Origin of the sequence: Mycobacterium genavense ATCC 51234, from assembly GCF_000526915.1 — a bacterium.
Taxonomy (GTDB): Bacteria; Actinomycetota; Actinomycetes; order Mycobacteriales; family Mycobacteriaceae; genus Mycobacterium; species Mycobacterium genavense.
On record NZ_JAGZ01000003.1, the window covers coordinates 147,960 to 169,408 of the forward strand.

At 68.5% G+C, this 21,449-nt stretch carries 4 protein-coding genes and 4 pseudogenes; 2 read left to right on the forward strand and 6 right to left on the reverse strand.

The window, feature by feature from the left end; all coding sequences use genetic code 11:
• Positions 1 to 15: 15 nt before the first annotated feature.
• A pseudogene (locus T428_RS26610) lies at positions 16 to 1,517 on the reverse strand (carboxylesterase/lipase family protein).
• Positions 1,518 to 1,595: 78 nt separating this feature from the next.
• On the opposite strand from T428_RS26610, the gene T428_RS0108470 reads away from it, so the two are divergent.
• On the forward strand, positions 1,596 to 2,255 hold the full coding sequence (locus T428_RS0108470) for a hypothetical protein (RefSeq protein WP_025736135.1): 660 nt from the start codon (positions 1,596 to 1,598) through the stop codon (positions 2,253 to 2,255).
• Positions 2,256 to 2,261: 6 nt separating this feature from the next.
• Here T428_RS0108470 and T428_RS26615 read toward each other — a convergent pair.
• Both T428_RS26615 and T428_RS26620 read right to left on the reverse strand, forming a co-directional pair.
• Positions 2,262 to 3,217: pseudogene (locus T428_RS26615) on the reverse strand (SDR family NAD(P)-dependent oxidoreductase).
• Positions 3,214 to 4,426: pseudogene (locus tag T428_RS26620) on the reverse strand (cytochrome P450). The pseudogenes T428_RS26615 and T428_RS26620 overlap by 4 nt, the downstream one beginning before the upstream one ends.
• Positions 4,427 to 4,519: 93 nt before the next feature.
• On the opposite strand from T428_RS26620, the gene T428_RS0108500 reads away from it, so the two are divergent.
• Complete coding sequence (locus tag T428_RS0108500) at positions 4,520 to 5,146, forward strand: TetR/AcrR family transcriptional regulator (RefSeq protein WP_025736139.1); 627 nt, start codon at positions 4,520 to 4,522, stop codon at positions 5,144 to 5,146.
• Positions 5,147 to 5,149: 3 nt separating this feature from the next.
• Here the strand turns inward: T428_RS0108500 and T428_RS26625 are convergent.
• The 3 genes and pseudogenes from T428_RS26625 to T428_RS0108515 all read right to left on the reverse strand — a co-directional run bounded on the left by T428_RS26625 (position 5,150) and on the right by T428_RS0108515 (position 21,384).
• Positions 5,150 to 6,230: pseudogene (locus T428_RS26625) on the reverse strand (NAD(P)H-dependent amine dehydrogenase family protein).
• A 7-nt stretch (positions 6,231 to 6,237) separates the two neighbouring features.
• On the reverse strand, positions 6,238 to 8,844 hold the full coding sequence (locus T428_RS0108510) for a sugar epimerase family protein (RefSeq protein WP_025736140.1): 2,607 nt from the start codon (positions 8,842 to 8,844) through the stop codon (positions 6,238 to 6,240).
• A 72-nt stretch (positions 8,845 to 8,916) separates the two neighbouring features.
• Positions 8,917 to 21,384: a type I polyketide synthase gene (locus tag T428_RS0108515; RefSeq protein ID WP_025736141.1), complete on the reverse strand. Its 12,468-nt coding sequence runs from the start codon at positions 21,382 to 21,384 to the stop codon at positions 8,917 to 8,919.
• Positions 21,385 to 21,449: the final 65 nt, after the last annotated feature.

Here is a 21,449-nt window from a genome sequence, read left to right on the forward strand (position 1 = left end):
GTTTAGCGTGCCAGGTCACTGCGCCAATGAGAAGCCCGCCCAGGCCATCCGGCAATGCGGATGCGGATCGAATTCGATGCGGCTGTTGCGGTCGAAGACCATCACCGCGCGGTCCTCGACGCTGTAGGCGGGCCAGTCGTCACCGGGGACTCCGCTGCGGCTGAACGCTCGCCAACGGCGTTGCACCTGGTTGCTGACCCGAAGCGCGGCGCGCTGATCGGCCGCCGCCGTCAACAACCCGCCGAGCCGGGTGCGGTAGACATCGAAGACCGCCAGCAACTCGGTGGCATGCGTGGCGCCCAGGCCCGACCAGCGCAGCATCCGCGGCGCGTAGTCGTAGCGATACAGGTAGGTGGGCGCGTGCCCGCTATGCGCCTCGGCGAGCTGCCAGGCCGCCGAGCTGAAGGCGAAGTCACCGCCGAGCTGGATGCACGCCGAGGACGACGGATAGCCCGGGTAGGCGGCGGTAATGCGTTCGCGGGCGGCCGGTTCCACGTCGGCCAGGAGCTCCTCGATCATCGACTGATTGGTGGGCAACATCTTCAGGAAGCGGGTGAACAACCGGCCTTCGGCGGCGTTGGTGCCGACGATCAGCGGCACCCGCTGCGCCCGACCGTGCTGCATCGCCTCGACCGGGTCTTCGGGCAGGCAGTCGTCGCCGATCACCGGGCCGATAGGAAAGGCACCCAGCCGGTTTTTCATGCCGTCGTCGATCAGCCGGTGCTGGGCCTCGACGAGTTGGGCCGCGGGCGCCCGCATCAGCGCGTCGGCGGCATCCTCGGGACGCGCGCCAAGTAGGTTGGCGAATCGCGTCGCGAACTGGGCCGAAATCTCCTTCGACCGCACCAGCCCCGACGCGGGACTTTCCGAGATCGGGCGAACAGGCCTTCGGCGGCCGGGACGGCCAACACCGCGGCGGTGATGCACGCCCCGGCGCTCTCGCCGAAGATGGTGACATTGCCGGGGTCGCCGCTGAATTCCGCGATGTTCTGCCGAATCCACTGCAACGCCAGCACCAGGTCGCGCAGGTACAGGTTGCTGTCGATGGTGATGTCGGCGGTGGACAATGACGACAGGTCGAGGCAGCCCAGCGCACCCAGCCAGTAGTTGACCGACACGTACACGCACCCGCGGCGGACCAACGCGGCGCCGTCGTACAACGGGATCGCCGAACTGCCCATGATGTAACCGCCGCCGTGGATGAAGACCATGACCGGCAGCGGTTCGTCGTGGCCGGCTTCCGGTGTGACGACGTTGAGGGTGAGGCAGTCCTCGCTCATCGGCTGGTATCGGCCGATTCCGAGCATCGTGTAGCGGCGCTGCTGGGGAGCACAGTTGGTGAATCCGTGGCAATGACGCAGACCCGACCAGGGCCGCGCCGGCTGCGGCGCCTTGAAGCGCAGCCGCCCGACCGGCGGCCGGGCGTAGGGAATGGAGCGCCAGCGGTTGACGCCGTCGCGGGTGAAGCCTTCGACGATGCCGTCGGCGGTGCGTGCGCGGATGGTGCGCTCGTGCATACGGCGACGGTAACCGACACCGCGTAGGTAGGGTGCGCGGAGCGACCAATTCCGCGGTGTGACGGTTAGCCTGTCGAGATGCGCACCGCCGCGTTGGTCACACTCACGGTGCTGGTTGCCGGATGCTCGCACGGCAACGGCGGCCAGCCGGCGAACACGACCGCGGTGTCGGGTTACTCCCCGACCACCACGGCCACACCGGGCGGTAAACCTCCGGCCGCCGGTGCGCCGATCTCCGCTGTCATCGCGTGGATCGAGGCAGGTCATCCCGTCGATCCGGCCCGCTATCACACGGCCAGCCGCGACGGGGTCGCCACGCAGCTCGGCAACGACGTCGCGTTTGCCGTCCCGGCCGCCAAAGTCGCGTGCACGACGGATTCCGCGCACACCGGCGGCACGCTGACCTGTCTGGTCGATCTGGCCGATCCCCCGCCCCGGCCCGACACGGCCTACGGCCAATGGAAAGGCGGGTGGGTCACCTTCGACGGGACGAACCTGCAGGTCGGGGCGGCCCGCGCCGACCCGGGTCCGTTCGTCAACGGCAACGGGCCCGAGTTGGCGGCCGGCGACACGCTGGCCTACGACGACTACCGCTGTCGCGCCGACCAAGCCGGCCTGTTCTGCGTGAACTACGCCCACCAGTCGGCCGCACGGTTCAGCGGCGCCGGCATCCAGCAGTTCGGCTGCCTGCGGTCGGTGCCGCCGCCCGACGGCATCGGAATCGCGTTCGGCTGCTGAGAGCGGTCAAGAGGCCGTGAGGGTCGCGAACAGCTCGGCCATCTCGTCGGCCGGTCCGCCGGGCACCGTGTACCCGGCTTCGTCGCGGATCTGCGCCAGGTGATCGCGCACGTCCTCGATCGACAGCCCCGGACTGTAGAAGCCTTTGGTCCGCCCGATGAAGAATCGCGAAACATGTCCCGCGCCAGTGGTATAGACCTCCCCCGTGACCGGGCAATCCCGGTGCGTCAAGAAGGCCACCACCGGCGCCACCAGCGCGGGATCCAGCTTTTTCAGGTATTGGTTCGTCAGCTCGTCCAGCACCGCCTGCGCGGCCGCGTCCGCCGGGAGTGCGGCACCGTCGATCGAGTGGGTCAGCATCCGGGTGTAGGCGATCGGGGCGACGACGTTGACCTTGATGTTGTGGTCGGCGCCCTCGGCGGCCAGCACACGGGTGAAGCCCAGCAACCCGGTCTTGGCCGAGCCGTAGTTGCTCATGCCGGCGTTGCCCAGCAGCCCGACCGCCGAGGTGGTGTTCAGTATTCGCCCATATCCCTGCTCGCGCATGACTTTCCAGGCCGGCCTGGTGACGTGGAACGCGCCTCGCAGATGCACATCCAGCAGCGGCTCGAACCGCTCGGCGGTCATGTCCTGGAACGGCGCGTCGCCGACGATGCCCGCGTTGTTGATCAGGATGTCGACGCGGCCCCAAGCATCCAGCGCGGTGTCGATAATCGCTTGTCCGCCTTGGGGACTGGTCACGCTGTGGCTGTCCGCGACGGCCTCACCGCCCTTATCGCGAATCTCGAGTGCGGCAGCCTGCGCCGCTTGGGTGCTCGAGCCATCCCCGTCACCGAGCCACCGATGTCGTTGACGACGACGCGTGCGCCGCGGGCCGCCAGCAGTGACGCGTACTGCTTGCCCAGACCGTCACCGGCGCCGGTGACGACGGCAACCTGATCGTCGAAACGCAACCGGCTCACCAACTGACCGGAAGTTCTTCCATGCCATAGATGTCGGCTTGTTTGAACTTCAGTTCCTTCGGTGCGACCACCAATTTAAGTCCCGGCAGCCGTCGCGCCAAAGTGGCAAACGCGATCTGCATCTCCACGCGGGCCAGGTTTTGCCCGATGCACTGGTGCACGCCGTACCCGAAACCCAGATGTCCGCGGGTGTTGCGTTCGGCGTCGAATTTCTGCGGGTTGTCGACGAAGTCCGCGTCCCAGTTTCCGGCGGGTATGTTCATCAAGACCATGTCGCCGGCGTGGATCAACTGACCGCCCAGAACGAAGTCCTCGGTCGCCACCCGCGTCCACCTGGCTATGCACGATACTGAGGTAGCGCATCAACTCTTCGACGATGTTGGCGATCAGCGCCTGGTCATCGGTGCTGCCAAGACGCTGGTAGACATCGGGATACTCAAGTAGCGCAACGGTTCCCAGCGAAATCATGTTGGCGCTAGTTTCGTGGCCGGCAAGCATCATCACCACACCGTTCATCGCCGCCGTTTCGCGGGTGAGCTGACCGGTCGCGACATAATCGGTGACCAGGCGACTGATCATGTCGTCGCTGCGACCGTGCGCGCGCCGTTCCACCAGATCTTGGATGTAGGCATACATTTCCGCGAAGGCCTGCTCCCTGACTTCATCGGATGTGCCGACCTGTAATCCCAGCGTCGAGTTGCGCTGGAACAGTTCGAGGTCCTCGGACGGTACGCCCAACAGCAGCGCAATCACCAATGACGGGACCGGAAGGGCGAAGTCGTGCACCAGATCGGACGGCGGCCCGGTAGCGATCATCTGGTCGAGAAAGCCGTCAACCAATTCTTGAATTTGTGGCCGCATCGACTCGCAACGCCGGAACGTGAAGTCGCGGAACAACATTCGGCGCAGTCGATTGTGTTCGGGGTCGTCGACGCGGGCGAACATTACCGGCACGGTGCCGTCCGGACTCTCCGGTTTCAGCAAGGCGGGGATGGTGTCCGCGGACAGTCGCGGGGCCAGCAGCGCTGCCCTGATGTCCTCGTATCGGCTCACCACCCAAGCGGGCTGGCCGTGGTACATCACCCTTCGCAGCCCGGGCTCGTCACGCCAGCTGGCGAACTCTGCCGGTGGGTGAAGCGGGCATTCCGCTGCTCGCTGAAGGGGTATGACGGGAAGGTCGGATTCGGAAGATTTGAAAGCGATTGACATTGGCCGCGTTTCCCCATAAGTGTCATATGGCTGCCACTTGCACGAGCGTAGAACCTCCCTGACTGGCCGTCAACCGTTAGTTAAGCTGTCAGGATGACGGCGGTTGCCGACCGGACATTGCGCGCAGACGCGGCACGTAACGTTGCACGGATCCTGCGGGCCGCCCGCGATGTCTACGGCGAGTTGGGTCCCGATGCGCCGGTGGAGGTGGTCGCAGCCCGGGCCGGAGTCGGTGAACGAACGCTCTATCGCCGGTTTCCCGCCAAGGCCGACCTGATCCGGGCGGCGCTAGATCAGGGCATCGCAGAAGACCTCACTCCGGTCATCGCGGAAGCTCGCCGATGTGAAGACGCGCTGTACGGCCTCACTCAGCTGTTCGAAGCCGCGATTGCGCTGGGCTCTCGCGAGCAGAACCTGTTGATCGCTGCCCAGCGGGCGGGCTCGTTGACCGCCGATATCTCCGACTCGCTGACCGGGGCGCTCAACGAACTGGTCGTCCGTGGTCAGCAAGACGGCGTCATCCGCGAAGATCTGGTGGCCGCGGATCTGCTGCGCCTGATCGGGATGTTGTACAGCGTGCTGTCGACGATGGAGCCGGCCAGCGACGGCTGGCGACGTTACGTTGCCCTGGTGCTCGACGCGATTTCAACCAGTGAGCGACGGCCGCTTCCCCCGGCGGCGGCTTTCCGCGCCATCGAGCCGACCAATTGGCCGCTGTAAACCTTAACGCTGCCGCCACATCACGCCGCGCATCGTCGCGGACAACGGGATGTCTTCCACTGCGATCAATCCCTGCGGTGCGCGACACACCCAATCGATCGCATTCACCGCCCGGCCCGCGGTCGAGATGCACCCTGCGTCAGTGGAATCCAGCATCGGGTGGGACACGTGCGTGTTGATCTCCACCCGCGGTTCGCCCTCCACCACAACACGGTGGACACCGGTGTGACCCACGGGCGGGAATTCCCAGTCGGGTGCGGCGGCGGTCAGCCGGGTGACGTGCTCGAGGGTGATCACCGGGTTGCCGTCGCGCACACCCTCGGTGACGAAACGCACCGCAGCCATCTGCCCCGGCTCTATCGTCATCATGGTGCAGACGATGCGCTCGGGCGTGAACCAGCGCTCGACACGCTGGCGGACGTCGTCCAGCTTGATATCGAGCTTGTCCGCCAGGCTGCGGACCTGGCCACCCCACATCGCCACGATCACCCCGGGCAGGAACATCATCGGCGAATCGTCGTCTGCTGTTGTCCCGAAACCCATTGCCGCGCCGGTGAACTCGGCGTCGTCGTAGTTCCCATAGTCGAAGATCTCCTGCACGGTGATCGATTCGACCCGAGTGGTCAGGCTGACTGCCGCGTCCACGAGCGTATCGCCGGAGAAGCCGGGGTCGATACCGCTGACATAGAGCGAGGTGTTGCCGGCGGCACAGGCACGTTCCAACGTGCACCCGCAGCCAGTCTTCGGCGTGGCGCGGCGCGACCAACCAGACCATCGATGTGCCGACGACATTGGTGCCGGCCGCGAGGAACTTCGCCATCTGTTCGATCGCTTCCGTCGGTCGCGTCTCGCCCTGCGAGGTGTAAACCACGCAGTCGGCACCGAGGTTCACCAGCGCATCGATATCGTCGGTAGCGATGATGCCGGTTGGTTCGTCCAGTCCACACAGCTGCGCCGCGTCCTAGCCGATCTTCTCAGCACTGGCGGCGTGCACTCCGACCAGTTCGAGATCTGGCCGGCCGATGATCGCCCGCAGCGAATGTCGGCCTACGTTTCCGGTGGAGAACTGAATGACTCTGCACACGATGACCTCATCCTCGAGTTTCCAGCACACGAATCTCGCCGCTAGCGCCGTCGACCTCGATCAGCGCGCCCGCCGGCAATGATGTGGTAGCACCATGAACGTCCACCACGCAAGGGAATCCGAATTCGCGGGCCACCACGGCGGCGTGTGACATCGGGCCGCCGAGTTCGGTCACGACCGCCGCGGCGTAGCAGAACGCCGCGGTGTACCCGACGTCGGTGACCTCGGCGACAAGGATCTCGCCGGGCTGCAGGTCGTCGATCGTCTCGGGCCGCACGATGCGCACCCGGCCGCGCACCCGTCCCCCGCACACGCCGACGCCGTGCAGGGTGTCTCCACTGGAAAGCGTCGGCCCCGACCTGGTCACCGGCTCCCAGCGTCCGCTGAATACCGTCGGCGGCGTGACGGCGGCCAGCCGGCGCCGCTCGGCCCGGCGCCGTGCCACCAGACCCCTGATGTCGGTGGGCGGGGCCTCGAGTTCGTCGACCAGCAGGTAGAACACATCGTCGGCGGAGTCGCAGAGACCGGCGTCGACCAGCCTGCGCCCGTAGGCGCGCAGCAGACCGCGCAGCACCCAGTTGGCCCGCACCACCTTGTCGCGGCGAGCTTCCCGGTCGCGCAGTTGACGTGCGGTCAGCAACGCTACCGGCTTGGCCCGCAACGGAATCCGCGGCTGCGGCGGCTGCGGCGCGGCGGGTGCGCTCATCGCCCTGGCCACCATGCGGACCAACAGCTCCGGGTCGTCGGCGTAGCTGCTGGACAGCATCTCGAGCTCCGCGGGCCCCCGGTGGCCGATCAACGCCAGCTCGGCCAGCACCGCGGCGTGAAATTCCGGAGCGTCGACGGCCAGCTTGTCCAGCCGCTCCCCCGGTTCGCTCAACAGCCGAACCACGTTCGGATCACGCTGCGCGGCAACCACCAACCGCTGCATGGCCTCGACCGATCGCGCACTGACCAATTCCGGCCCCGCGGCCGGTGAAGTGTCCCGGCCAGACAGGCCGCGAAGCAGTACGTTGAACGCGGCGCACAGCATGAATGACGCCGAAGCCAGCACCCACCCGTGCACGACGAGGTCGCGGGCCAACACGATCAGGCTCAGCAGCCGCCGATCGTCGAGTTGGGTCACATCGTCGGCCAGTCGTTCCAGCCGATCGACGTCGGCGATGAAGTTTTCGGTGTCACGGCCGGCACCGGAGCTCAGGCCCACCAGGTTGACACCGAACACCCCGATATTCCGCGCGTTGCGCAATTGCCTTCGGGTCCAACCAGTTTCGACTGGGCTGCGCTCGCCGAAAACCGGCAGCGAGGCCATGCTGGGGCCGAAGAACCCGCTCTTGCTGACGATCATCGACGGCTTGGCGAACGGCACGGTTTCGGCCATGAAGTGCGCCGAGGTGATCGCCCCGTACAACCGGTGGCCGAACACCGCGACGGTGCGCATGGCGATTTCGCGCTGGACCATGCCGCCGGGCCGCAGCCGCTCGGCAATGACGGCGCCCCCGGCACGCAACCCGCGAACGGTCGCCGATGCCGACGCCGGCGAAAACGGACCCGGCAGCGCCTCGGACAGATTGGTGGCCAAGAAGGTTGGAAAACGCGGGTCGATCGGGGTGTCGAACTCGCCGTTATCTCCTGGTGGTCCGGCTAGTTTCGGGGTCTCCCCGTCGTCGGCCGCCGCATCGACGGCGGGCAGGTCCGCGACATTGGCCAGCCGCCACGGCAGCGAGACCACCCTGGAGCCCAGCGCGATGCGACCGCGTACCGCCAGGGCGAAGTCCTCGATAGATTCGGCGCAGCTCCATGCCGGCCGGAATCCCCACTGCTGGCGTAGCCGTGCGGTATCCATCAGCGGCGCACTTCGCACCCACTCCAGCTCGCCGTCTCGTCCCCAAGCCCGCAACGGGCCGCGCAGCGAGACGATCGGGCGTCCGAGCGCGGCAGCGATGCGGCGGAAAGTCTGCTCTCCTTCGACGGCGAGATTGACTGGGCCGTCGGTGATGCCGGTGTCCACGACGGCGCGGGTGAACAGCCGAAGCGCGTCGTCGAGGTGGACGACTTGCAGACGCCGATCGCTGGACCGGTCGGGGTACGCGGGCGACGCCAGCAGCGCGCGCACCCAGTTGTCCACGTTGCGGCCGACGACGAGCGCCGAGCGAATCGCGACCCATTCGGCATCCGTTGCGGCGAGTAAATCCTCGACGCGGGCCTGGTGCACGCCGTTGGCCCACACCGGAACCATCGGATCCTGTTCGGTCTTCGGCGCGTCGGCCCGGCCATAGACGTGCGCGGACGAGGCGAAAACGATGCGCCTGGTACCGGTTTCGGCCATCGCTTCCAGGACGTTGCGGCTGCCGCCGACGTTGACCTCGTGACCGATACGTTCGTCGGGTCCGGGGCAGCGTGCCCACGCGAGATGCGCGACGACGTCCGCTCCGGTTATGCCGCGTTTGACCGCGCCCGCATCCCGGATGTCGGCCTCGATGAAATCCGCGGCACTGGACCAGCTTTGCGGCCGGCGCCGGGCGATTCCCACGACTTGGTGGCCCTGACTGAGCAGTCGGGCGGTGAGACCGCGGCCGAGTACACCGCTGGCCCCGGTGACCGCGACTCTCACTGACTGCCCCTGCTCAAGCGCCGCTCCTCCTCATCGCTGCGCTCTGCACCGTCGCCGGCGCGTTTTCATCGGTTATTCGTCGTCATCGCTCAACGCGGCATTGAGCAGATCCTCGAGGTCCATGTCCGCGATGTCCTTCTCGGTGCTCACGCCCGGGGCCGAGGCCTGCGCGGCGTCGTCTTCGGCTGCCAGCGCGAGCAGCAACTCCAGCACGCCGGCCTGGCGCAGTCGTTTCACCGGAATCGAACCCACCACGCGCTGAATGTCGGCTTCACCCGGCGCGGCGGCCGGAGCGCTCTGCTCACCCGTCCCGACCAGCTCGGCGTGCATATAGCCGGCCAGCGCGGCGCAGTTGGGGTAGTCGAAGATCAGCGTGGGTGAAAGGGCCAGACCGGTAGCCGATTTCAACCGGTTGCGCATCTCGACGGCGGTCAGCGAGTCGAAGCCGAGCTCCTGGAACGCCCGGTCCGGATCGATGGCCTCGGGGCTGGAGCTGCCCAGCACCGTGGCGATATTGGAGCGCACCAAGTCCAGCAGCACAGCGAACTGCTCGTCTTCGGGCAGGCCCTCGAGGCGTTGCAGCAGCGCCGATTTCGACTTCGCCGCGGCCAGCGAATCGTCGACTTGGCGCCGGGTGGGCGCGTTGATCAGATCGACGAACATCGGCGGCAATGTTCCGCCGTCGAACTTCACCCGCAGCGCCGCCAGGTCGATGTGGGCCGGCAGCAGGAACGGCTCGTCGACGATCAGCGCGGTGTCCATCAATTCCAGTGCCTCATCCGACGGCATCGCGACGATGCCGTCGCGGCCGAACCGGGCCCGATCCGCCGCGCCCAGCGCCCCGGTCATGGCACTGGCCTGATCCCACAGACCCCAGCCGAGTGACATCGCCGGCAAGCCGCAGACACGCCGGTGCACGGCCAACCCGTCCAGGAAGGAGTTGGCGGCCGCGTAGTTGGCCTGACCTGACGCTCCGGCCAACCCGGCCATCGACGAAAACAGAATGAAGGCAGCGACATCCAGGTCGCGGGTCAACTCGTGCAGGTTCCACGCCCCGTCGACCTTGGCCCGCAACACCGCGTCCACCCGCTCGGGCGTCAGCGAGGAAATGACGGCGTCGTCGAGCATCCCGGCCGCGTGGATCACACCGGACAGCGGTCGCTGCACCGGAATATCGGCGATCACCTTGGCCAGCGCCTCCCGATCGGCCACGTCACAGGCCACCACCTGCACCTGGGCCCCGGTCGCGCTGAGCTCGGTCATCAGCTCGGCAGCGCCGGGGGCATCGAGCCCACGACGGCTCACCAACACCACGTTGCGCGCACCGTGTCGCGACACCACGTGGCGGGCCAATGCCGAGCCGGCCATCCCGGTTCCGCCGGTGATCAGTACGGTTCCGGCCGACCAGCCACCGGGCATGGTCATCACGACCTTGCCGACATGGCGGGCCTGGCTCAAGTACCGCAATGCGGCCGGAGCGCGTCGCACGTCGAACCTGGTCACCGGCAGCGGCCGCAACACGTCCTCGCCGAACAGCGCGGTCAGCTCGTCGAGCATCTGCCGAATGCGCTCGGGCCCCGCCTCGAACAGATCAAAGGCGCGGTACCGCACACCCGGGTGATCGGCGCCCACCTGGTCGGGCTCGCGAATGTCGGTCTTGCCCATCTCCAGGAAGATGCCGCCGGGCGCCACCAGTCGCAGGGACGAGTCGACGAACTCGCCGGACAGCGAATGCAGCACGACGTCCATGCCCCGCCCGCCGGTGACGGCGCGAAACTTGTCCTCGAAGTCCAGGCTGCGCGAGTCGCCGATATGGTCGTCGTCAAAGCCCATGGCCCGCAACGTGTCCCACTTGCCACGGCTGGCCGTCGCAAAGACCTCCAGGCCCAGGTGCCGGGCCAGCTGCACGGCCGCCATTCCGACACCGCCGGCCGCGGCGTGCACCAACACCCGCTGGCCGGGCTTGACGTCGGCCAGGTCTGTCAGCGCGTAGTAGGCCGTGGCGAAAACGACCGTGGTGGTCGCGGCCGCGGTGTGCGACCAGCCCGCGGGCACCTTCGCCAGCAGGCGCTGGTCGGTGACCGCGATCGTGCCGGTGCCGTCCGGGAACAGGCCCATCACTCGGTCGCCGATCGTGAAACGACCGTCGGGTGAAGCGGTTTCGACGACGACGCCGGATGCCTCGATCCCCATCACCGCGGCCGGGGTGGGGTAGAGGTTGAGCGCGATCATCACGTCGCGGAAGTTGGCCGCGATGGCCGACAGCGCGACCCGTACCTGACCGGGCCCCAGGGGCGCGTCGGCGTCGGGGATCCGTTCCAGTCGCAGGTTCTCGAAGGTGCCGCGACTGCTCATGCCCAGCCGCCACGGGCCGTCGCCCGGCGGCACCAGCAGACTGCCGACGGCCCGGCTGCCGTGCACGCGGGCGAGGTAAACCTTTGCGCCGCGCAGCAACACCTGCGGCTCACCGGCGGCCAGGACCGCGGCCACCGCTTCGTCGTCGAGTGGAGCCTCGGTATCGACCAGCACGATCCGACCGGGATGTTCGGTCTGCGCCGAGCGCACCAGGCCCCACACCGCCGCGCCGGCCAGATCGGTGGCGTCCTCCCCCGGCAACGGCATCGCGCCCCGGGTCGCCACCACCAGCGTCGCGGCCCCCTCCCGGGCCAACCACGACTGCAGCACCGGCAGCACCGCGCGAGTGGCCGCGTACACCCCGGCCAGGATGTCCCCGGCGACGGGCGCCGACTCGAACACCACGGCCGAACGCTGCCCCTCGGCGGCCACGGATTCCGGCGCGCCCCAGGCGGATACCGATACGGGCGGCGCCGAGGACGACGGCTGCACGATCCAGTCGACTTCGAAGAGCCGGTCCGGACCCGAGTTGGACACCGCGGCCAACAATTGCTGATCGGACACCGGGCGGGCCACCATCGACGCCACCGAAAGCACCGGCAGCCCAAGGCCGTCCGCGAGTTCGATGGACACCGCCGAATCGCCCACCGGCACGATTCGCGCCCGCACCGCCGCCGCACCGGACGCGTGCAGGGACACCTGCTGCCAGGAGAACGGCACCAACATCGAACCCTCGGCGAGCTCGTCGCCGTCGGAGGCCAGGATCACCGCGTGCAGCGCGGCGTCGAGCAGCACCGGGTGCATGCCGAACCCGGCCACCGACACGCCGGCGTCCGCGGGCAGGCTGACTTCGGCGAACACTTCGTCACCGCGGCGCCACATCGAGGTCAAGCCGCGGAACGCGGGCCCATACCCGTATCCGCGTTCGGCCAACCGCTCGTAGCCGTCACCGACGTCGACCGGAACCGCACCGACCGGCGGCCACGCCGACAGGTCCGCGCTCGGTTCGGCCGAGCCCGCACGCAGCATCCCCTCCGCGTGCAACGACCAGCCGGAACCGGCCTCGGCGCGGGAAAACACCGACACCGCACGGGTGCCCTCCTCGGTCGGAGCGCCGACCACCACCTGTACCGCGACCGACCCGCCGGGCGGCAACACCAGGGGCGCGGCAAGATTCAGTTCGTCGACGACGCCGCAGCCCACTTCGTCGCCGGCCCGGATCGCCAACTCGACGAATCCGGCCCCGGGGAACAGCACGACCCCGCCGACGGCGTGGTCGTTCAGCCAGGTCTGCATCCTCGGCGCTAACCGACCGGTCAACACCACCCCACCCGAGGCCGGCAACTCGACCACCGCACCCAGCAACGGGTGTTCGCCGGCCGCCAGGCCCAGACCGGCCGCGTCGACCGGGGCGCCGTCGCCCGCGAGCCAAAACCGCCGTCGCTCAAAGGTATAGGTCGGTAGCTCGACGAAGTTGGCCCGGCCGATCGCGGCGCGCCAGTCCACGTCCATCCCGGCCACATACCCCTGCGCGACGGCAGCGATCAAGGTGTCCGGCTCCGGCCGGTCCTTACGCAGCGCGGACATCGTCAGGATCGGTGCGTCGGGAAGGGTCTCTTCGATCGATGCGATCAGGCCGCTGCCGGGCCCGACTTCCAGGAATCGGGTGGCACCGGCCGCATGGACGAAGCGCACGCTGTCGGCGAACCGCACCGCCTCCCGCACGTGCCGCTTCCAATAGGCCGCCGTCGCGAAGTCGGCTGCGGCCAGCTCGCCGGTCACGTTCGACACGACCGGAATGGTCGGCTTGCCGACGGCGAGTCCGGCCGCGACCGTACCGAATTCGTCGATCATCGACTCCATCAACGGCGAGTGGAACGCGTGCGAGACGGCGAGTCGGTGCACGCGGCGCCCGTCGGCGCGAAACCGCTCGGCGATCGCGATCACCTCGGCTTCGGCGCCCGAAATCACGACCGAGCCCGGCGCATTCACCGCCGCGATGCCAACCTCGTGGGCCAGCAGCGGACGTACTTCCTCCTCGGTGGCCTGCACGGCGACCATCGCCCCGCCGGCCGGCAGCGCCTGCATGAAGCGGCCCCGGGCGGCCACCAGCACGGCGGCGTTCTCCAGTGACAAGACACCGGCGACGTGCGCGGCGGCCAACTCGCCGATCGAGTGACCCATCACGAAGTCGGGCCGCACGCCCCAGGATTCGAGCAGCCGGAACAACGCCACTTCCACCGCGAACAACGCAGGTTGGGCGAACTCGGTGGTGCTCAGCAGGTTTTCGTCGTGTCCCCACATCACTTGACGCAGCGGGCGCAACAGGTGCCGGTCGAGTTCTGCCACCACGCCGTCGAACGCCTCGGCGAACACCGGGTATCCGGCGTGCAAGTCCCTGCCCATGCCCAGCAGCTGCGCGCCCTGGCCGGGGAAGACGAAGGCGGTCTTGCCGCCTCGGGCGGTCCCCCGAATAACCGATCCGATCTCACCGCTCGCCAACTCGTCGAGGCCGGCCAGCAGCCGGTCGCGATCATTGCCGGCGACGACGGCCCGGTGTTCGAAGTGCGACCGTCCCGCTAGCGACCACGCCACGTCGGCGACGTCGAGTTCACCGTGCGCGCGCAGATGCGCGGCCAGCCGGGACGCGTGGGAGCTCAACGCCAACAACGACTTTGCCGATATCACCCACGGCAACACCGGCACGTTCGGGTACTCGACGACGTCCTCGACGCCGGCAGGGGCGGCCTCGATGATGACGTGGGCGTTGGTGCCGCTGATGCCGAACGAGGACACGCCCGCCCGGTGCACGCGTCCCGCGGCGGGCCACGGCCGTGCCTCGGTCAGCAGCGACACCGCGCCCGCCGACCAATCCACATGCGGGCTGGGCTGATCCACGTGCAAGGTCGCCGGCAGCAGCCCGTGGCGCATCGCGAGCACCATCTTGATCACCCCGGCCACGCCGGCGGCCGCCTGGGTGTGACCCATGTTCGACTTGATCGAGCCCAGCAGCACCGGCTCGGTGCGGTGCTGCCCGTAGGTCGCCAACAATGCCTGGGCCTCGATGGGATCGCCCAAAGTCGTTCCGGTGCCGTGACCTTCCACCACGTCGACATCGGCCGTGCACAAACCGGCGCTGGCCAACGCGGCCCGCACCACCCGTTGCTGGGACGGACCGTTGGGGGCCGTCAAGCCGTTGGAGGCGCCGTCCTGGTTGATCGCCGAGCCGCGGACCACCGCCAGCACCGGGTGGCCCAGCCGGCGGGCATCCGACAACCGCTCGACGACGAGCATGCCGCCGCCCTCGGAGAATCCGGTGCCGTCAGCCGCGCCCGCGTACGCCTTGCACCGGCCGTCCACCGACAAGCCGCGCATCCGGCTGAACTCCACGAAGATGTCGGGTGTGGCGTTGACCGTGACGCCGCCGGCCAGGGCCAGGTCGCACTCGCCCGACCGCAGCGATTGCGCGGCCATGTGCAGCGCCACCAGCGACGACGAACAAGCCGTGTCGACCGACACCGCCGGGCCCTCCAGCCCCAACACATACGACACCCGGCCCGACGCCACGCTCGACGACTGGCCGGTCAGCCGGAAGCCTTCGGCGGTCGGTGCCGCGCCGATGCCGTACCCCTGCGTGTACACGCCGGCGAACATGCCGGTGGCACTGCCGCGCAACGTGCCGGGCTCAATCCCCGCCCGCTCCAAGGCTTCCCAGGACAGCTCGAGGAACATCCGTTGCTGCGGATCCATCGCGAGCGCCTCGCTGGGCGTGATGCCGAAGAACGCGGCGTCGAAGTCCCCGACCCCGTCCACGAATCCGCCGGTGCGGGTGTAGCAGGTGCCCGGAACATCGGGGTCCGGGTTGTACACGCCGGACAGATCCCAGCCGCGGTCACTCGGGAATTCGGTGACCACGTCACGACCCTCGATCAGCATCTGCCACAGATCCTCGGGAGTGCTCACCCCGCCCGGGTAGCGGCACGACATGCCCACGATCACGATCGGGTCGTCGCCGGTGACCTGCGCAACCGGCGCGTGTGCGATTTCGTGCGGGACCCCGCCGAGCTCCTTGCATATGTAGCCGGCCAGTCCGTTGGGCGTCGGGTAGTCGAAGATCAGGGTTGGCGAAAGCGCAAGTCCGGTCGCGGTTTTCAGCCGGTTGCGCATTTCGACCGCGGTCAGCGAGTCGAAGCCCAGGTCCTGAAACGCCTTGTCCGGGTCGATCGCCTCGACAGTGGTATTACCCAACACCGTCGCGATGTGCGAACGGACCAGATCCAGCAACACGGCGTGCTGCTCGGCTTCGGAAAGCCCGTGCAGACGATGCGCCAGAGCGGATTTCGACTTCGCGGCGGCCAGTGAGTCGTCCACCCGACGGCGGGCCGGCGCGCTGAACAGGTCGGTGAACATCGGCGGCACCGCGGCGGCGTGCGCGCGCAGCGCTGCCAGGTCGATACGGGCGGGTGCGACGAACGGCTCGTCGACGATCAAGGCGGTGTCGAACAATTCCATCGCATCGTCGCACGACAACGCCAGGATTCCGTCGCGGCTCAGCCGGGCGAGGTCGGCGGCGTCGAGTCCGCCGGTCATGGCGCTGGCTTGGTCCCACAGCCCCCACCCCAGCGAGATCGCCGGCAATCCGTGTGCCCGCCGATGCGCGGCCAACCCGTCGAGGAACGTGTTGGCGGCCGCGTAGTTGGCTTGACCGGACGAGCCCACCAGGCCGGCCATCGACGAAAACATCACGAACGCAGACACATCCAGGTCGCGGGTGAGCTCGTGCAGGTTCCAGGCGGCGTCCACCTTGGCCCGCAACACCGCATCCACCCGCTCGGGTGTCAACGAGGTGACCACGGCGTCGTCGAGCACACCGGCGGCGTGGATGACCGCGGACAGCTGCGGGATATCGGCGATCACCGCGGCCAGGGCGGAACGGTCGGCCGCGTCGCAGGCCGCCACCTGCACCCGGGCTCCGGCCGCCGCCAATTCGGCCACCAGCTCGGCCGATCCGGGCGCGTCCGGCCCGCGCCGACTCAACAGCACCAGGTTCCGCACGCCGTGGTGCGCCACCAGGTGGCGAGCCAGCGTCGAACCCGCCATGCCGGTGCCGCCAGTGATCAACACGGTCCCGGCCGCCCACGCGTCGGGCAGCGTGAGAACCACCTTGCCGATGTGGCGGGCCTGACTCAGGTAGCGCAACGCGGAACGGGCCCGCCGCACATCGAAAGTCGTCACCGGTAACGGGCGCAGCACACCAGAGTCGAACAGCTCGGCGAGCTCCAGCATCCACTGGTGCATCCGGGGACGTCCCGGCTCGAACAGGTCGAAGGCGCGGTACCGGACACCCGGGTACTCCCGGGCCACCACACCCGGGTCGCGGATGTCGGTCTTGCCCATTTCCAAGAACACACCGCCCGGCGCGACCAGACGCAGCGACGCGTCGACGAATTCACCGGCCAGCGAGTCCAGCACGACGTCCATGCCCCGCCCGCCGGTGACGGCCCGGAACTTCTCCTCGAATTCGCACGTGCGCGAGTCGCCGATGTGATCGTCGTCAAAGCCCATGGCCCGCAACGTGTCCCACTTGCCGCGGCTGGCCGTTGCGAAAATCTCCAAGCCCAGGTGCCGACCCAGCTGCACGGCGGCCATGCCCACGCCGCCGGCGGCGGCGTGCACCAACACTTGCTGGCCGGGCTTGACGTCGGCCAGGTGGATGAACGCCATGTATGCGGTGGTGAACACCGCCGAGATGGCGGCGGCTTCGGCGTAGGACCACTCGGCTGGCTTCGGCTGCAGCAGGCGGATGTCGCCGGGGACCAGTGTGCCGCTGCCGTCGGGGAAGAATCCGTAAACCGAATCGCCGACCGCGAATTCGGTGACGCCCGGCCCGACCTCGACCACCACACCGGCCCCCTCGCCGCCGAGCAGGGCGTCATGGGTGAACATGCCCAGGGTGATCATCACGTCGCGGAAATTGGTGGCGATGGCGCGCAGGGCAACTCGCACCTGGCCCGGCTCCAGCGTGGCTCCGGCGTTGGGAACCGGCTCCAGGCACAGGTTTTCGAAGGTGCCCGCATTGCTGATGCCCAGCCGCCAGGGGCCCTGGGCCGGCGGCACCAAGATCCCGTCGATCGCGCGGCTGCCGGTGACCCGCGCGATGTAGGTCGCCCCGCCTCGCAGCAGCACCTGAGGCTCACCGGACGCCACGATGGCCGCCGTGCTGTTGTCGTCAAGTGGGGCATCGGAATCCACCAGCACGATCCGCCCCGGGTGCTCGGTCTGCGCCGAGCGCACCAGCCCCCATACCGCGGTGCCTGCCAGGTCGGTGACGTCCTCCCCCGGCAATCCCATGGCGCCGCGAGTGGCCACGATCAGAACTCCCGATTCGCGCTCGGTCAACCACGACTGCACGGCCACCAGCGCCTGGTGGGTGCGCTGATACGTGGCTGCTACCGGATCATCTTGTGTGGCAAGGGATTCGAACCGCCCGTACGATGGAACGTCAGCGACGGTGACCGCCGGGGCCGGCGACCACACCACCTCGAACAGCCGGTCGGGGCCCGAGCTCAAGATCGCCGCGCGCAGTTGCTGCTCGTTGACCGGGCGGGCCACCATCGCGCCCACCGACAGCACGGGCAGCCCCAGCCCGTCGGCAAGCTCGATCGAGACTCCGTTTGAGACTCCCGACGTACCCGACGGCGCGATCCGCGCGCGCACCGCCGACGCGCCCGCGGCATGCAATGAGATGCGCTGCCATGCGAAGGGCAACACCAGGTCGGCATCGTCACCGTGGTGGGCGATCACCATGGAATGCATTGCCGCGTCGAGCAATGCCGGGTGCACCCCGAACCCGCCGACGCCTCCAGCCGCGTCCGGCAGCCGCACCTCGGCGAACACTTCGTCGCCGCGAACCCAGGTGGCGGTGACTCCCTGGAACGCCGGGCCGTAGCCGTATCCGCGGGCCGCCAACTTCTCGTAGCCGTCGGCCGCGTTCACCGCGATCGCACCCGGCGGCGGCCACGCCGACAGATCGGCACCCGGCTCGACCGGCGCGGGACTCAACGTCCCCTCGACGTGGCACACCCACGCGGAGTCGGCGTCGCGGCGCGAGAAAATCTCGACACTGCGCTGCCCCGAGTCGTCGCCGGCTCCGACCACGACTTGCACTGCCACCGAACCGAATCCGGCATCGCCGACCGGCAGCAGCAGTGGCGCCTGCAGCGTCAGCTCGTCGACCCTCGAGCATCCGACTTCGTCCCCGGCGCGGATGGCCAACTCCACGAACCCCGCGCCCGGGAACACCACCGTGCCGGACACGGCGTGATCGGCCAGCCATCCCTGCGAGCCGGGCGACAAGCGGCCCGTCAGCACCACCCCGCCCGAAGCCGGCAGCTCGACGACCGCGCTGACCAACGCGTGCTCACTGGTTCCCAGTCCCAACCACGCGACGTCGGCGCCGATGCCGTCGCCGGACAGCCAAAACCTGCGTCGGTCAAAGACATACGTGGGCAGCTCGACGAAGCCGGCCCCGTCCAATACCCCGCGCCAGTTCACGTGCACGCCCGCGGTGAACGCGGCCGCGGCCGACGTCAGGAACCGCTCCAGCCCGCCGTCGTCACGGCCCAGGGTGGGAATGACGATCGGCTCGGTGTCGCCGGCAGCGCCAGAGTCGTTGCAGGTGTCTTCGATACCGGCGATCAACGCCGGATGCGGGCTGGATTCGATGAACGTCCGATAGCCGTGCTCGCAGGCGGTGCGCACTGCCTGGTCGAATTGCACGGTCTGCCGGATGTTGCGGTACCAGTAGGCGGCGTCCAAACCTGCTGTGTCCAAACGGCTTCCGGATACCGTGGAGAAGAAGGCGACCCGCGAGGTGCGCGGCTCGATGCCCGCCAGCGCCGCGGTCAGCTCGTCGCGAATCGCCTCTACCTCGACCGAATGCGATGCGTAGTCCACATCGATGCGCCGGGTGCGCACATCCAGGTCGGCGCAGAAGCCGATGAGTTCCTCCAGCGCCGCGACCTCACCCGATACCACGACCGCGGCCGGGCCGTTGACGGCGGCGATGCTGATCCGAGTGCCGTAGGGCACCAGCAACTCCCGTGCCCGCTCGGTACCGCAGGCGATGGATACCATGCCGCCGGGGTGGTCCAGCGAGCGAAGCAGCTTGCTGCGCAACGTCACCACCCGCGCGGCATCCCGCAACGACAGCGCACCCGCGACATACGCCGCGGCGATTTCGCCTTGCGAGTGACCGATCACGGCGTCGGGGTTGACGCCGACCGACTTCCACAGTTCGGCCAGCGACACCATCACCGCGAAGAGCACCGGCTGCACCACGTCGACGCGGTCAATGCCCGGAGCGCCGGGCGCACCACGCAGCACATCGATCAGCGACCAGTCGACGAATTCGGCGAACGCTTCCGCGCATACCTCGATGTGCCGGGCGAATACCGGTGCGGTATCCAGTAATTCGATGCCCATGCCGGCCCATTGGGACCCCTGGCCGGGAAAGACGAAGACGTGCTTGCCCGCGGACTGCGCGGCGCCCCGGATGACGGAGCCGCCCGGGTCGTCGGCGGCCAGCTCGCCCAGCCCGGCCAGCAGCCGGTCGCGGTCAGCACCGATGACGACGGCCCGGTGCTCGAAGGTCGCCCGGCCCGCCAGCGACCACGCCACGTCGGCAATGTTGAGTTCGTCGTCGGCAGCTACGTGCGCGGCCAGCCGTGTGGCCTGAGAAGTCAACGCCCGCAACGACTTTGCCGACAGCACCCATGGCACCACGGCGGGTGCGGGGGCGGGCTCGCGCGGTTCCTGCGACGGCGGCGATTCGACGATCACGTGCGCGTTGGTGCCGCTGATCCCGAACGACGAAATCCCCGCGCGGCGCGGGTGATCCGTCGCCGGCCAGGGTCGCGCCTCGCTCAACAACGACACCGCGCCCGCCGACCAATCCACATGCGAGCTGGGCTGATCCACGTGCAACGTCGCCGGCAGGGTCTCGTGGTGCATCGCCTGCACCATCTTGATCACCCCGGCCACCCCGGCAGCGGCCTGGGTGTGACCCATGTTCGACTTGATCGACCCCAACCACAGCGGCTCGCTGCGATCCTGGCCATACGTCGCCAGCAACGCTTGCGCCTCGATGGGATCGCCCAACGTGGTGCCGGTGCCGTGGCCTTCCACCACGTCGACATCGGCCGTGGACAAACCGGCGCTGGCCAAGGCCGCCCGCACCACCCGCTGTTGCGACGGACCGTTGGGCGCCGTCAACCCGTTGGAGGCACCGTCCTGATTGACCGCCGAGCCGCGGACCAGCGCCAGCACCGGATGACCCAGCCGTCGGGCGTCGGACAGCCGCTCCACGACCAGCATGGCGCCGCCCTCGGACCAGCCGACCCCGTCGGCGGCCTCGGCGTAGGCCTTGCACCGGCCGTCGGGAGCGAGGCCGCGGTGCCGGCTGAACTCGATGAAGACGGTGGGCGTGGCGTTGACGGTGGCGCCACCGGCCAGGGCCAGATCGCACTCCCCCGACCGCAGCGAATGGACCGCCATGTGCAACGCCACCAACGACGACGAACACGCGGTGTCCACCGACACCGCCGGGCCCTCCAGCCCCAGCACGTAAGACACTCGCCCGGAGGCGACGCTGGAGGTCATGCCGGTCAGCCGGTAGCCCTCGATCTCCTCGGCGAGCATGCCATAGCCACCGACGATGAGGCCGGCGAACACCCCGGTGGCACTGCCGCGCAACCCGCTGGGGTCGATCCCGGCCCGCTCCAACGCCTCCCACGACAGCTCCAGCAGCATCCGATGCTGGGGATCCATCGCGAGCGCCTCGGTGGGCGCGATGCCGAAGAACGCGGGGTCGAAGTCCGCGACGCCGTCGACGAAGCCGCCGGTGTGGGCGTAGGTTTTGTGGCGCGCGTCCGGATCCGGGTCATACAGCCCGGCCAGATCCCAGCCGCGGTCGGTCGGAAACTCCGAGATCACGTCGCGGCCGTCGGCCACCATCTGCCACAGGCCCTCGGGGGTATCGACCCCGCCGGGGAAACGACATGACATACCGACGATCGCGATCGGCTCGCTCGAGCGCTCCAGTAGCGCACGGTTGGTGCGCTTCAGGCGTTCAACCTGGACCAGCGCTTTGCGCAGCGCCTCGGTCGCATGCTGGAGTTGATCCACCTCAGTACCCCTTGCCTAAACATTGGTCTTCTTCAACCACCGGATGCCGAGTCACGGCAGTTGCT

Excerpts from the sequence above, each read along its gene's own strand:
- T428_RS0108470 (WP_025736135.1), top strand. The coding sequence starts at position 1,596 with ATGCGCACCGCCGCGTTGGTCACACTCACGGTGCTGGTTGCCGGATGC.
- T428_RS0108500 (WP_025736139.1), top strand. The coding sequence starts at position 4,520 with ATGACGGCGGTTGCCGACCGGACATTGCGCGCAGACGCGGCACGTAAC.